Source organism: Mycobacterium sp. TY814 (assembly GCF_030755175.1).
Classification (GTDB): Bacteria; Actinomycetota; Actinomycetes; order Mycobacteriales; family Mycobacteriaceae; genus Mycobacterium.
Genome location: NZ_JAUFRY010000004.1, coordinates 474543 through 488444, shown reverse-complemented (window position 1 = coordinate 488444; position 13902 = coordinate 474543). Strand labels below are relative to the sequence as shown.

10 protein-coding genes are annotated in these 13902 nt (G+C 67.8%); 9 read left to right on the top strand and 1 reads right to left on the bottom strand.

The window, feature by feature from the left end; genetic code table 11:
* Nucleotides 1–58: 58 nt before the first annotated feature.
* Nucleotides 59–1018: a hypothetical protein gene (locus tag QXH22_RS27475; protein ID WP_306246718.1), complete on the bottom strand. Its 960-nt coding sequence runs from the start codon at nt 1016–1018 to the stop codon at nt 59–61.
* A 235-nt stretch (nt 1019–1253) separates the two neighbouring features.
* Here QXH22_RS27475 and glf point away from each other — a divergent pair, with 235 nt between their 5' ends.
* The 9 genes from glf (at nt 1254) to fadD32 (ending at nt 13887) form a co-directional block, all read left to right on the top strand.
* Nucleotides 1254–2456 (top strand): UDP-galactopyranose mutase, encoded by a 1203-nt coding sequence (gene glf, locus QXH22_RS27470; protein WP_306246720.1) that lies wholly within the window; start codon nt 1254–1256, stop codon nt 2454–2456.
* Entirely contained in the window at nt 2453–4363 is a 1911-nt protein-coding gene (locus QXH22_RS27465; protein WP_306246722.1) for a glycosyltransferase, read from the top strand. The genes glf and QXH22_RS27465 overlap by 4 nt, the downstream gene beginning before the upstream one ends.
* Complete coding sequence (locus tag QXH22_RS27460; RefSeq protein ID WP_306246723.1) at nt 4356–4895, top strand: phosphatase PAP2 family protein; 540 nt, start codon at nt 4356–4358, stop codon at nt 4893–4895. Before QXH22_RS27465 ends, QXH22_RS27460 begins: the two co-directional genes overlap by 8 nt.
* The gene (locus QXH22_RS27455; RefSeq protein ID WP_306246725.1) at nt 4892–5842 is read left to right on the top strand and encodes a decaprenyl-phosphate phosphoribosyltransferase; all 951 of its coding nucleotides are present in this window, start codon (nt 4892–4894) and stop codon (nt 5840–5842) included. The genes QXH22_RS27460 and QXH22_RS27455 overlap by 4 nt, the downstream gene beginning before the upstream one ends.
* The gene (gene aftB, locus QXH22_RS27450; RefSeq protein WP_371934337.1) at nt 5829–7808 is read left to right on the top strand and encodes a terminal beta-(1->2)-arabinofuranosyltransferase; all 1980 of its coding nucleotides are present in this window, start codon (nt 5829–5831) and stop codon (nt 7806–7808) included. The genes QXH22_RS27455 and aftB overlap by 14 nt, the downstream gene beginning before the upstream one ends.
* Before the next feature lie 391 nt (nt 7809–8199).
* Nucleotides 8200–9243 carry a diacylglycerol acyltransferase/mycolyltransferase Ag85A gene (ag85A, locus tag QXH22_RS27445; protein WP_306246729.1) on the top strand — a complete coding sequence of 348 codons (1044 nt, stop codon included), beginning with the start codon at nt 8200–8202 and terminating at the stop codon, nt 9241–9243.
* Nucleotides 9244–9410: 167 nt separating this feature from the next.
* Entirely contained in the window at nt 9411–10316 is a 906-nt protein-coding gene (locus tag QXH22_RS27440; protein ID WP_306246731.1) for an alpha/beta hydrolase family protein, read from the top strand.
* A gap of 335 nt (nt 10317–10651) precedes the next feature.
* Nucleotides 10652–11665 carry a cutinase family protein gene (locus tag QXH22_RS27435; protein WP_306277557.1) on the top strand — a complete coding sequence of 338 codons (1014 nt, stop codon included), beginning with the start codon at nt 10652–10654 and terminating at the stop codon, nt 11663–11665.
* A 332-nt stretch (nt 11666–11997) separates the two neighbouring features.
* Nucleotides 11998–13887 carry a long-chain-fatty-acid--AMP ligase FadD32 gene (gene fadD32, locus QXH22_RS27430; protein WP_306277556.1) on the top strand — a complete coding sequence of 630 codons (1890 nt, stop codon included), beginning with the start codon at nt 11998–12000 and terminating at the stop codon, nt 13885–13887.
* The last annotated feature ends 15 nt before the right edge of the window (nt 13888–13902 follow it).

Sequence of the window (13902 nt, the reverse complement as noted above, 5' to 3'; positions counted from 1 at the left end):
GGCTGGGCGGGTTGCCGGGAGCCCAGCGCCGACTCTGCGGTGCCGTCACGTGACAGGCTTAGACCGGTGGCGCCCCCGCCACCGCTGCCGCCGGCACCGCCGGGATTGCGGCTGCCGGTGCTCCCGCCGCCGGAATGGCGGGCACAGCGGGTACGCCGGGCGCGCCCGCGGTGGGCAGGACCGGTGTCAGACCGGCCACGCCGGGCAGCGCGGGTGCGGCACCCGCCGCTGCCGGAGCTCCGGCGGCACCGCCCTGCACCTGCTGCATGATTGCCGGCATGATCAGGCCCTTGAGCAGGTCGATCGCCTGGCTGGCGCCCAGCTGGTTGGCCGCCTGCATCAGGTCGCTGACCAGACCGCCGCCGCCGCCGCTGCCGCTGCCGGCCGGACTGACCGGCGACAGGCCGGTACCGCCGCCGCCGAGCCCGGAGGTGTCACCCAGGATCGGGTAGGTGCCGTCGGCGCCCGGGTCCAATCCGACCGGGGTGCTGATCGGGACCTCACCGGTTGCGGTGGCCGGGCTCAGCGCCGACGGGCTCGTCAGGCCGGGGGCCACCCCGGTCGGGCTGGTCAGGGCCGGGTTGACGCCCGCACCCGTGGCCGCCGTCGGCGGCATCAGCGAGGTGCCGGGCAACGCGCCGGGCGTAGTGGGAGTCAGGCCCGGGCTGGCCAGGCCGGGAGTGGTTCCCAGGCCGGCGGTGCCGAGGCCAGGGCTGGCCAGGCCAGGTGTGGTTCCCAGACCCGTGGTGCCCAGACCCGTGCTGGCTCCGCTGGCGCCGCCGAGTGCGGGCACCGGCGGCAGGTTGACCCCGAACTGGGACAGGCCCTGGGACAGCGCGGAGATCAGCTCGTTGGGCAGGTCGGCGACACTGGCCGCCCGCTTGAACTCGTGGTGCTCCACCGGCTTGGTGTCGGCGGTCGATTCGTAGACAAGAAAATAAGCACACGGACTTGCGACGGCCAGGGCGGCGACCGCGCTCATAGTCTTCGAGAGCTTGCGTCGGCGTCGGTTCGGCACGGAAGTCTCCTCAATCTGGATTATGTGGAGGCGGGGTCGGAGACCCACATGACCGATGGTACGAGTGAGAATCTTGTGACTAGTGTGGCGAGACCGAATCGTGAGGGGAGTGGTTCGAAGGTGTGACGTTCGCCAGACGGCACGCCGCACATGAGGCCGGAACCTGGGAAAACCGCGGGCGGGCCGACCCGCCAAGTCGGGTTTTGGCAGCAAGGTCGGATACCCTAGGCAACCGATGACTGCTCCTCTTGGTCGCTACGACCTCATCGTCGTCGGCTCCGGATTCTTCGGCCTGACGATCGCCGAGCGCGTGGCCACTCAACTCGACAAGCGGGTCCTCGTTGTCGAGCGGCGCCCGCACCTCGGCGGTAACGCCTATTCCGAACCGGAGCCGCAGACCGGGATCGAAGTCCACAAGTACGGCGCGCACCTGTTCCACACCTCCAATAAGAAGGTGTGGGACTACGTGCGGCAGTTCACCGACTTCACCGGCTACCAGCACCGGGTGTTCGCCATGCACAACGGGCAGGCCTACCAGTTCCCGATGGGGCTGGGCCTGGTGTCGCAGTTCTTCGGCCGCTACTTCAGCCCGGAGGAAGCCCGCAAGCTCATCGCCGAGCAGGCGGCGGAGATCGACACCGCCGACGCGCAGAACCTCGAAGAGAAGGCCATCTCGCTGATCGGCCGGCCGCTGTACGAGGCGTTCGTCAAGGGCTACACCGCCAAGCAGTGGCAGACCGACCCGAAAGAACTGCCGGCGGCCAACATCACCCGTCTGCCGGTGCGCTACACCTTCGACAACCGCTACTTCAGTGACACCTACGAGGGCCTGCCGGTCGACGGCTACACCGCCTGGCTGCAGAACATGGCCGCCGACGACCGCATCGAGGTGCGCCTGGACACCGATTGGTTCGACGTGCGCGACGAGCTGCGCGCGGCCAACCCGGACGCTCCCGTGGTGTACACCGGACCGCTGGACCGCTACTTCGACTATGCGGAAGGCCGGCTGGGCTGGCGCACGCTGGACTTCGAGTTGGAAGTGCTTCCGATCGGCGACTTTCAAGGCACCCCGGTGATGAATTACAACGATCCAGATGTCGCGCACACGCGTATTCATGAGTTCCGGCACTTCCATCCCGAGCGCGATTACCCGACCGATAAGACGGTGATCATGCGCGAGTACTCCCGGTTCGCCGAAGACGACGACGAGCCCTACTATCCGATCAATACCGAGGCCGACCGCGCCCTGTTGGCCGCCTACCGGGCCAGGGCGAAGTCCGAGACCGCGGCAGCGAAAGTTCTGTTCGGCGGACGCTTGGGCACCTACCAATATCTGGATATGCATATGGCTATTGCCAGCGCTTTGAGCATGTACGACAACGTCCTTGCGCCACACCTGCGCGACGGCGCACCCCTGACGGCCGAGGCCGCCTCATGACCGCCGTCAGTCTGCTGTCGCGGATCATCCTGCCGCGTCCCGGCGAGCCCCTCGACGTACGCAAGCTGTACCTGGAGGAGTCGACCACCAACGCCCGCCGGGCGCACGCGACCAGCCGCACCTCGCTGCAGATCGGCGGCGAGTCCGAGGTGTCGTTCGCGACCTACTTCAACGCGTTCCCGGCCAGCTACTGGCGGCGCTGGTCGATCTGCTCCTCGGTGGTGCTGCGCGTCGAGTTGACCGGCACCGGGCGCATCGACCTCTACCGGACCAAGGCCACCGGTGCCCGGATCTTCATCGAGGGCCGCGGATTCAGCGGCACCGACGAAAACCCGGCGGTGCTGGAGATCGAGGTCAGCCTGCAGCCGTTCGAGGACGGCGGCTGGATCTGGTTCGACATCACCACCGACACCAAGGTCGCCCTGCTGGGCGGCGGCTGGTACGCCCCCACGCCGGCTCCGGGAAGGGCCAACATCGCCGTCGGCATCCCGACCTTCAACCGCCCTGCGGACTGCGTCAACGCGCTGCGCGAACTCACCGCCGATCCGCTGGTGGACGAGGTGATCGGCGCGGTGATCGTGCCCGATCAGGGCGCCCGCAAGGTGCGTGACCACCCCGACTTCCCGGCGGCCGCCGAGCGGCTGGGCGCCCGTCTGTCCATCCATAACCAGCCCAACCTGGGCGGGTCCGGCGGCTACAGCCGGGTGATGTACGAGGCGCTGAAAAATACCGACTGCCAACAGATCCTGTTCATGGACGACGACATCCGCATCGAGCCGGACTCGATCCTGCGGGTGCTGGCGATGAGCCGGTTCGCCAAGACCCCGATGCTGGTCGGCGGGCAGATGCTCAACCTGCAGGAGCCGTCGCACCTGCACATCATGGGTGAGGTGGTGGACCGCTCGAACTTCATGTGGACCGCCGCTCCGCACGCCGAGTACGACCACGACTTCGCCGAGTACCCCCTCAACGACAACGAGGACAAGAGCAAGCTGCTACACCGGCGCATCGACGTCGACTACAACGGCTGGTGGACGTGCATGATCCCGCGCCAGGTCGCCGAGGAGCTGGGTCAGCCGCTGCCGCTGTTCATCAAGTGGGACGACGCCGACTACGGCCTGCGTGCCGCCGAGCACGGGTACCCGACCGTCACCTTGCCCGGCGCCGCCATCTGGCACATGGCCTGGAGCGACAAGGACGACGCCATCGACTGGCAGGCCTACTTCCATCTGCGCAACCGGCTGGTGGTGGCCGCGATGCACTGGGACGGCGACGTGTCCGGCCTGGTCCGCAGCCACCTCAAGGCGACGCTGAAACACCTTGCCTGCCTTGAGTATTCGACGGTCGAGATTCAGAACAGGGCCATCGACGACTTCCTGGCCGGCCCGGAGCACATCTTCTCCATCCTGGAGTCGGCGCTGCCGGAGGTGCGCCGGATGCGCGAGGCGTACCCGGACGCGGTGGTGCTCCCCGCGGCCAGCGAGCTGCCCGCGCCGCTGCACAAGAACAAGGTGATGAAGCCGCCGGTGAACCCGGTGGTGATCAGCTACCGGCTGGCCCGCGGAATCCTGCACAACCTCAAGGCCGCCGACCCGGCTCACCACCAGCGTCCGGAGTTCAACGTCCCCACCCAGGACGCGCGCTGGTTCCGGCTCTGCACGGTGGACGGCGTCACCGTCACCACCGCCGACGGCTGCGGCGTGGTCTACCGGCAGCGCGACCGGGCCAAGATGTTCTCGCTGCTGCTGGCGTCGTTGCGCAGGCAGCGCCAGCTGGCGCGCCGTTTCGACGAGATGCGCCGGGTGTACCGCGACGCGCTGCCCGTGCTGTCGAGCAAGCAGAAGTGGGAGATGGTGCTGCCCGTGAATGGCTCGGCCGACGCTGCCGGTGCGGCCCGCCATGGTTGAACCGGCTGAGCCGCCGAGCGGTGAAGTCGCCGCGATGGTGGCTGTCCAGTCGGCATTGACGCAGCGGCCGGGTGTTCTGCCGGCGACCCGTGCCATGTCGTACTTCGGTGAGCACAGCATCGGCTGGCTGCTCATCGCCCTGCTGGGGGCCGCTGTGGATCCGCGCCGGCGCCGGGACTGGGCGCTGGCCGGTGCCGGCACCTTCGCCGCACATGCCGCAGCCGTGGTGGTCAAGCGGGTCGTCCGGCGCAAACGGCCACATCATCCTGCGGTGATGGTCAACGTTGGCACCCCCAGTCAGCTCAGCTTCCCGTCGGCGCACGCCACGTCGACGACGGCCGCTGCGATCCTGCTCGGCCGGGTTACCGGCCTGCCGCTACCGGTGGTGTTGGTACCACCCATGGCGCTGTCACGAATACTGCTGGGTGTGCACTATCCCAGCGACGTCGCCGCCGGCGTTGCTCTCGGTGCCGGGGTTGCCGCAGCAGCCGTCCGGGTGGACAGCGCGGCCCGACAAAGGTGGGTGCGATGAGCGACGATCTGATGGAAGTGAGCGGTCCTCCGAAGAACCTGGTGACCGGGGTGATCAAGGCGGTCCGCCCCCGGCAGTGGGTGAAGAACGTGCTGGTCCTGGCCGCGCCGTTGGCCGCGGCCGGCAGCGGCGACCACACCCGCCCGCGCGATGCCGCCGGCCACGTCGTGCCGTACGACTGGGGCGCCATGGGCGTCAAGGTGGCGATCGCGTTCGTGGTGTTCAGCCTGGCGGCCTCGGCCATCTACCTGATCAACGACGTGCGCGACGTCGAAGCCGACCGCGAGCACCCCACCAAGCGGTTCCGGCCGATCGCCGCCGGCGTGGTGCCCCCGTGGCTGGCCTACACGCTGGCCGTGGTGCTGGGTGCCGCGTCGCTCGGGCTGTCCTGGTGGCTGACGCCCAACCTGGCGGTGGTCATGGCGGTCTACCTGGTGATGCAGCTGGGGTACTGCTACGGGCTCAAACACCAAGCCGTGATCGACATCTGCATCGTGTCCTCGGCGTACCTGATCCGTGCCATCGCCGGCGGCGCGGCCACCGGCATCCCGTTGTCCCAGTGGTTCCTGTTGACCGCGGCGTTCGGGTCGCTGTTCATGGTGGCCGGCAAGCGGTACGCCGAGCTGCAACTGTCCGAACGCACCGGCGCCCAGATCCGCAAGTCGCTGGAGAGCTACACCAGCACGTATCTGCGGTTCGTCTGGACGCTGTCAGCGACGGCGGTGGTGATGTCCTACGGCTTGTGGGCATTCGAGCGTGACCGCTATTCGGGTTCCTGGTTCGCGGTGTCGATGATTCCGTTCACTATCGCGATCCTGCGCTACGCGGTGGACGTCGACGGCGGGCTGGCCGGGGAACCCGAGGACATCGCGCTGCGCGACCGCGTGCTGCAGCTGTTGGCCCTGGCGTGGATCGCAACAGTTGGTGCTGCTGTTGCTTTCGGCTAGCGAAAGATTCAAGGCCCTCCAGGCGGCCGCCCTGGCGCGGCGTCCCGCCGTCCGGCGGGTCAAGTGGCCGGTCTTCCCGTACACCACCACGGTGCGGGTCAGTCTGTGGGTGAGCGTGGCGCTGGTTGCCGTGCTGTTCGGCTGGGGTGCCTGGCAACGCCGCTGGATCGCCGACGACGGGCTGATCGTGCTGCGCACGGTGCGAAACCTGTTGGCCGGCAACGGGCCGGTGTTCAACGCGGGCGAGCGGGTGGAGGCCAACACCTCCACCGTCTGGACCTACCTGCTTTACGTGTGCAGCTGGGTGGGCGGGCCGGTGCGGCTCGAGTACGTGGCGCTGGCCGTGGCCCTGACGCTGTCGGTGCTGGGCGTGGTGTTGTTGATGTTGGGGACGGGCCGGTTGTACGCGCCCAGCCTGCGCTCCCGCCGGGCGATCATGCTGCCGGCCGGTGCACTCGTCTACATCGCGGTACCCCCGGCGCGCGACTTCGCGACGTCAGGCCTGGAGAGCGGTCTGGTGATGGCCTATGTCGGCCTGCTGTGGTGGATGATGGTTTGCTGGGCGCAGCCGTTGCGGGTGCGCCCGGAAAGTTCGTGGTTTATCGGTGTGCTCGCCTTCGTCGCGGGTTGCAGCGTGCTGGTGCGCCCCGAACTGGCGCTGATCGGCGGCGCTGCGCTGATCATGATGATGATCGCCGCCCGCAGCTGGGGACGCCGGGGACTGATCGTGCTGTGCGGCGGATTGCTTCCGGTGGGGTATCAGATCTTCCGGATGGGCTACTACGGTCTGCTGGTCCCCGGTACCGCGCTGGCCAAGGATGCGGCCGGAGACAAGTGGTCACAGGGTTTGACCTATCTCGCGAACTTCAACGCGCCGTACTCCCTCTGGGTGCCGGTCGTGCTGCTGGTGCCGCTGGGGGTCGTGTTGATGCTGGCCCGGCGCCGGCCTTCGTTCATGCGCCCGACGCTGGCGCCCGGCTACGGGCGGGTGGCCCGCGCGGTCCAGAGTCCCACCGCCGTGGTGACGTGGATGGTGGTCAGCGGCCTGCTGCAGGCCCTGTACTGGATCCGGCAGGGCGGTGACTTCATGCACGGACGGGTGCTGCTGACTCCGCTGTTGTGTTTGCTGGCGCCAGTGGCCGTCATTCCGGTGGTGATTCCCGACGGGAAAGACTTCTCCAAGGGAGCCGGCTACTGGCTGGCCGGGGGGGTGAGCGCGCTCTGGCTGGCGGTGGCCGGGTGGTCGCTGTGGGCGGCGAATTCGCCCGGAATGGGCGACGACGCCACCCACGTCAGTTACTCCGGCATCGTCGACGAGCGCCGGTTCTACGCCCAGGCCACCGGCCGCGCGCATCCGCTCACCGCCGCGGACTACCTCGACTACCCGAGGATGGCGGCCGTGCTGGTGGCGCTCGACAACACTCCCAATGGCGCGCTGCTGCTGCCGTCGGGCAACTACACGCAGTGGGACCTGGTGCCGATGATCCCGCCCGGTAGCGCCCCGGGCATTCCTGCCGACCAGAAGCCGCAGCACACGGTCTTCTTCACCAACCTGGGCATGGTGGGCATGAACGTCGGGCTCGACGTCCGCGTGATCGACCAGATCGGGCTGGCGAACCCGCTGGCCGCCCACACCGAGCGGCTCAAGCACGGACGTATCGGCCACGACAAGAACCTGTTCCCGGACTGGGTGGTGGCGGACGGGCCGTGGGTGAAGTGGCCGCCGGGCATCCCCGGCTACCTCGATCAGCAGTGGGTCGCCGAGGCCGAGGCGGCGCTGAAGTGCCCTGCGACCCAGGCGGTGCTCAACTCGGTGCGCGCCCCGATGACCCTGCGCCGGTTCTTCTCCAATGTGCTGCACGCCTATGAATTCACGCAGTACCGCATCGACCGGGTACCGCTGTATGAACTGGTCAAGTGTGGCCTCGAGGTGCCGAAGGTGCCACCCACACCACCGCGTGAGTGACGGCGCTCTTGGAAGCGAAATCGGCAGCCGCGGGCGGCGAAGCTCAGAATTTTTTTAAGAATCGCGGCGCGGGGTGTCGGCGCTGTGGATCGAGTGTCGGCCGGAGACCGACAGCAACATCACAAGTGAGCCGTCACCAGCGTGCACCCGTCACCGGGCACATGCGGAAACGACATTTTCGACGGCCGATCGGCGGGCTGAAACAGCGCGGAAACGTCGCCGGATGGCGCCGCGGGAGGCGTCCCGGAGGAGAGCTGGAGCCTCAAGGTGTGGTTGACTACGGGTGCACTGCAGCGCCGCGTGCGTGCAGTCTGACCCAATTCGGGACACGCCCCCAAGCACAGCGATGCGTAAGGATGTGCCCAACAAGGATGAGGATGAGGAAGCAAGGATGAAGCTTGTTGACAGGTTTCGTGGCGCCGTGACGGGTATGCCGCGCCGCCTGATGGTGGGTGCCGTTGGTGCGGCGCTGCTGTCTGGGCTGGTCGGCTTCGTCGGTGGCTCCGCGACCGCGAGTGCGTTCTCGCGTCCGGGGTTGCCGGTGGAATACCTGCAGGTGCCCTCGGCGGCGATGGGCCGCAACATCAAGATCCAGTTCCAGAGTGGTGGAGCCAACTCGCCGGCGCTGTACCTGCTCGACGGCATGCGCGCCCAGGACGACTACAACGGCTGGGACATCAACACCCCGGCGTTCGAGTGGTACAACCAGTCCGGCATCTCCGTGGTCATGCCGGTCGGCGGCCAGTCCAGCTTCTACAGCGACTGGTACAACCCGGCCTGCGGTAAGGCCGGCTGCACCACCTACAAGTGGGAGACCTTCCTGACCAGCGAGCTGCCCGCCTACCTGGCCAGCAACAAGCAGGTCAAGCCGAACGGCAGCGCTGCCGTGGGTCTGTCGATGGCCGGTTCGTCCGCCCTGATCCTGGCGGCCTACCACCCCGACCAGTTCATCTACGCCGGTTCGCTCTCGGCGCTGCTGGACCCGTCGCAGGCGATGGGCCCGTCGCTGATCGGCCTGGCCATGGGTGACGCCGGCGGTTACAAGGCGTCCGACATGTGGGGTCCCAAGGAGGACCCGGCGTGGCAGCGCAACGACCCGTCGCTGCAGGTCGGCAAGCTGGTCGCCAACAACACGCGTCTGTGGATCTACTGCGGCGACGGTAAGCCGTCGGACCTCGGTGGCAACAACCTGCCCGCCAAGTTCCTCGAGGGCTTCGTGCGTACCAGCAACCTGAAGTTCCAGGAGGCCTACAACGGCGCTGGTGGCCACAACGCGGTGTTCAACTTCGACGCCAACGGCACGCACGACTGGCCGTACTGGGGTGCGCAGCTCAACGCCATGAAGGGTGACCTGCAGAGCACGCTGGGCGCGACGCCCGGCGCCGGCCCTGCCACCGCCGCTGCGGTGGGCGTGAACCAGGGCGCCGGCAACTAGTTGCCACTGCGCTGAACAACCGTCTGACGGCGGCGACCCATTCGGGTCGCCGCCGTTGGCGTTAGCTGCCCTTTATCCGGCTACCCTTTATCCCGCGGAGCGGGGTGTGGTTAGCTACCTGCGGGCTAGGTCTTGTCGTGCGCAGCGTCACACCATGGAGGGTGGACATGAGGGGTCTCTCGGTAGTGCTACGGCTGTTGTGCGTTGCCGTGCTGTCAGTGGCGTTCGGGGGCGTGTCGACGTCGCTGGGATCGGCGGGCACCGCGAAGGCGGCCGGGTTCGAGACCCTAATGGTGCCCTCGGGCGCAATGGGCCGCGACATCCCGGTGGCTTTCCTGGCGGGTGGGCCGCACGCGGTCTACCTGCTCGACGCCGCCGACGCCAACCCGGACGTCAGCAACTGGGTGACCGCGGGTAACGCGATGAACACCCTTGCCGGCAAGGGCATCTCGGTCGCTGCGCCGGCCGGTGGGGCCTTCAGCATGTACACCAACTGGGAGCAGGACGGCAGCAAGCAGTGGGACACCTTCCTGTCCAGCGAGCTGCCGGACTGGCTGGCCGCCAACAAGGGCCTGGCGCCGGGAGGGCACGGCGTGGTCGGTGCCTCCCAGGGCGGGTATGCCGCGCTGGCCCTGGCCGCCTTCCACCCCGACCGCTTCGGGTTCGCCGGTTCGCTGTCCGGCTTCCTGTACCCGTCGAACACCTTCACCAACGGCGCGATCCTGGCCGGTCTGCAGCAGTTCGGCGGAGTGGACGGCAACGGCATGTGGGGAGCCCCGCAGCTGGGCCGCTGGAAGTGGCACGACCCGTACGTGCACGCCGCGCTGCTCGCCCAGAACAACACCCGTGTCTGGGTCTGGGCTCCGACCAACCCGGGTGCCAGCAACCCCGCGGCCATGCTCGGTGCCGCCGGTGAGGCGATGGGCAACAGCAAGGCCTTCTACCAGCAGTACCGCGACGTGGGTGGGCACAACGGCCACTTCGACTTCCCGGGCGGCGGCGACAACGGCTGGGGCTCGTGGGCCGGACAACTCGGCGCCATGTCGGGCGACATCGTCGGCGCCATTCGCTAGCGTCGATCGCAAGCGCGCGTACGCGGGCGCCGCGGGTCGGCGCCATTCGCTAGCGTCGATCGCAAGCGCGCGTACGCGGGCGCCGCGGGTCGGCGCCATTCGCTAGCGTCGATCGCAAGCGCGCGTACGCGGGCGCCGCGGGTCGGCGCCATTCACTGAACCGGACCGGTTCCGCGGGCCGGTACCGTGTAGGGAGTGCAGCAGAGGGCGGTACGTCCGCATCACCACGCTGCGCGGGTGAGTAGGGCGCGAAGGTGCGTTACCTGTTAAGGCACTTGCCCAACCCATTCGCCTGGACCCGAGAGGGTCCTACCGGACTCTGTTAGCGGGAGAAGATGGCCAAGAACAGCGCGCAGCGCAAACGCCGCCGACGGCTCGCCTGGGCGGCCGCCGGCTCGATGGCCCTGGTGGTGGCCCTCGTCATCATCGGCGGGGTGATGCTGTTGCGTCAGCCCAACGTGCCACCCAGCGCGGTGCCACCGGGTGTGCTGCCCTCGGGTCCCACCACCTCCCACCCCAAGAAGCCGCGTCCGGCATCGCAGGACGCGTCCTGCCCCGACGTGCAACTGATCTCGGTGCCGGGGACCTGGGAGTCGTGGCCCACCGACGACCCGCTGAACCCCACCCAGTTCCCGAAGGCGCTGCTGCTCAATGTGACCGGGCCGATCAGCCAGCAGTTCGCTCCCGGCCGGGTGCAGACGTACACAGTCCCGTACACGGCCCAGTTCCGTAACCCGCTGAGCGCCGACGGTCAGATGTCCTATAACGACAGCCGCGCGGAAGGCACCCGGGCCACCGTCAAGGCGATGACCGACATGAACAACCGGTGCCCGCTCACCAGCTACGTGATCATCGGGTTCTCCCAGGGCGCCGTCATCGGCGGCGACGTCGCCAGTGACATCGGCAACGGCCTGGGCCCCGTCGATGAAGACCTGGTCCTCGGTGTGACGTTGATCGCCGACGGCCGGCGCCAGGAGAGCGTCGGTAACAACGTCCCGCCGACCCCGCCGGGCGTCGGTGCCGAGATCACGCTGCACGAGGTGCCGGTGCTGTCCGGGCTGGGCCTCACGATGACCGGTGCGCGTCCCGGCGGCTTCGGCGACCTGGACAACCGGACCAATGAGATCTGCGCCGAGGGCGACCTGATCTGTGCCGCACCCAAAGAGGCATTCAGTCCTGCCAACCTGCCGACCACGTTGAACACGCTGGCCGGAGGCGCCGGGCAACCCATCCACGCGATGTATGCCACCACCGATTTCTGGAACTCCAACGGCCAATCCGCGACCCAATGGACGCTGAATTGGGCCCAGGGCGTGCTGGACAAGGCGCCGCACCCCAAGCACGGCTGACCCCTCGCGGCCGGATTCGATAGGTCGGCTATCAGACACGGCCTCGGTGTGATGGTGGTGGCCGCGATCAGGCGTACCTTGTGATTTGGTCTGCCGCCCCCGGCCCCTTAACATTAAGAGAAAATTAAGAGCATGTGGTTGACCCGGCTGGGTCAAAGTTGGCTGCGACAGGCGCCGGTGCGAAGCGGTTGCTGGTCGCAGCTGGGCCGCGCGCAGATTTTTCAGTCGGCTTGGCCGGCGACCAGAGGACTACCGCCGGCGCACGCCGGCACATGGAGAACTACCGCCGGCGCAAGCCGGCACCTAGAAAGTTTGTGACAGGAGAGGGCGTCATGGCGTACCACAACCCGTTCATCGTGAACGGCAAGATCAGGTTCCCGTCCAACACCAACCTGGTTCGTCACGTTGAGAAGTGGGCGAAGGTGCGTGGGGACAAGCTGGCGTACCGCTTCCTGGACTACTCCACCGAGCGCGACGGTATCGAACGCGACATCCTGTGGTCGGAGTTCAGCGCCCGCAACCGGGCCGTGGGTGCCCGGCTGCAGCAGGTCACCCAGCCGGGTGACCGTATCGCGATCCTTTGCCCGCAGAACCTGGACTACATGGTGTCCTTCTTTGGTGCCCTGTACTCCGGCCGGATCGCGGTTCCGCTGTTCGATCCCTCCGAGCCCGGCCACGTCGGCCGTCTGCACGCGGTCCTCGACGACTGCACCCCGTCGACCATTCTGACCACCACCGAATCCGCCGAGGGTGTCCGCAAGTTCATCCGCGCCCGTTCGGCCAAGGAGCGTCCGCGCGTCATCGCCGTCGACGCCGTGCCCACCGAGGTGGCCTCCACGTGGCAGGAGCCCGACGCCGACGAGACGACCACCGCATACCTGCAGTACACCTCCGGCTCCACCCGCACCCCCACCGGTGTGCAGATCACCCACCTGAACCTGCCCACCAACGTGGTGCAGGTGCTCAACGCCCTGGAAGGTCAGGAAGGCGACCGCGGCGTGAGCTGGCTGCCGTTCTTCCATGACATGGGATTGATCACGGTGCTGCTCACGTCGGTGCTCGGCCAGAGCTTCACGTTCATGACGCCCGCCGCGTTCGTGCGTCGCCCCGGGCGCTGGATCCGCGAACTGGCGCGCAAGCCCGGCGAAACCGGCGGCACTTTCTCCGCCGCGCCGAACTTCGCCTTCGAGCACGCCGCGGTGCGCGGTCTGCCGCGCGACGACGAGCCGCCCCTGGATCTGAGCAACGTCAAGGGCATCCTCAACGGCAGCGAACCGGTGTCGCCGTCGTCGCTGCGCAAGTTCTTCAAAGCCTTCGAGCCCTACGGCCTGAAGCCCGAATCGGTCAAACCGTCCTACGGTCTGGCGGAGGCGACGCTGTTCGTCTCGACCACCCCGATGGACGAGACACCCACCGTCATCCACGTCGACCGCGACGAGCTGAACAAGCAGCACTTCGTCGAGGTGGCCGCCGACTCACCGAAGGCCGTCGCGCAGGTATCCGCGGGCAAGATCGGTGTCGACGAGTGGGCCGTCATCGTGGATCCCGAGACCGCCAGCGAGCTGCCGGACGGCCAGATCGGCGAGATCTGGCTGCACGGCAACAACCTGGGCATCGGCTACTGGGGCAAGGAAGAAGAGACCGCCAACATCTTCAAGAACATCCTCAAGTCCCGAGTCAGCGAGTCGCACGCCGTAGGCGCTCCCGACGACGGCCTCTGGGTGCGCACCGGTGACTATGGCACCTACCACAAGGGTCACCTCTACATCGCGGGCCGCATCAAGGACCTGGTCATCATCGACGGCCGTAACCACTACCCGCAGGACCTGGAGTTCACGGCTCAGGAATCCACCAAGGCGCTGCGGGTGGGCTACGTCGCCGCGTTCTCGGTGCCGGCCAACGAGTTGCCGCAGAAGGTGTACGACGACCCGCACGCCGGGCTGAAGTTCGACGCCGAAGACACCTCCGAGCAGCTGGTGATCGTCGGCGAGCGTGCCGCCGGCACCCACAAGCTCGAGTACCAGCCGATCGCCGACGACATCCGTGCGGCCATCGCCGTCGGTCACGGGGTGACCGTGCGCGACGTGCTGCTGGTGCAGGCCGGCTCGATTCCCCGAACCTCCAGTGGCAAGATCGGCCGCCGCGCCTGCCGGGCGGCCTACCTGGACGGGAGTTTGCGCAGCGGCGTCAACTCCGCGACCAGCTTCGCCACCTCTGAGTGATCGACTGAACAAGGT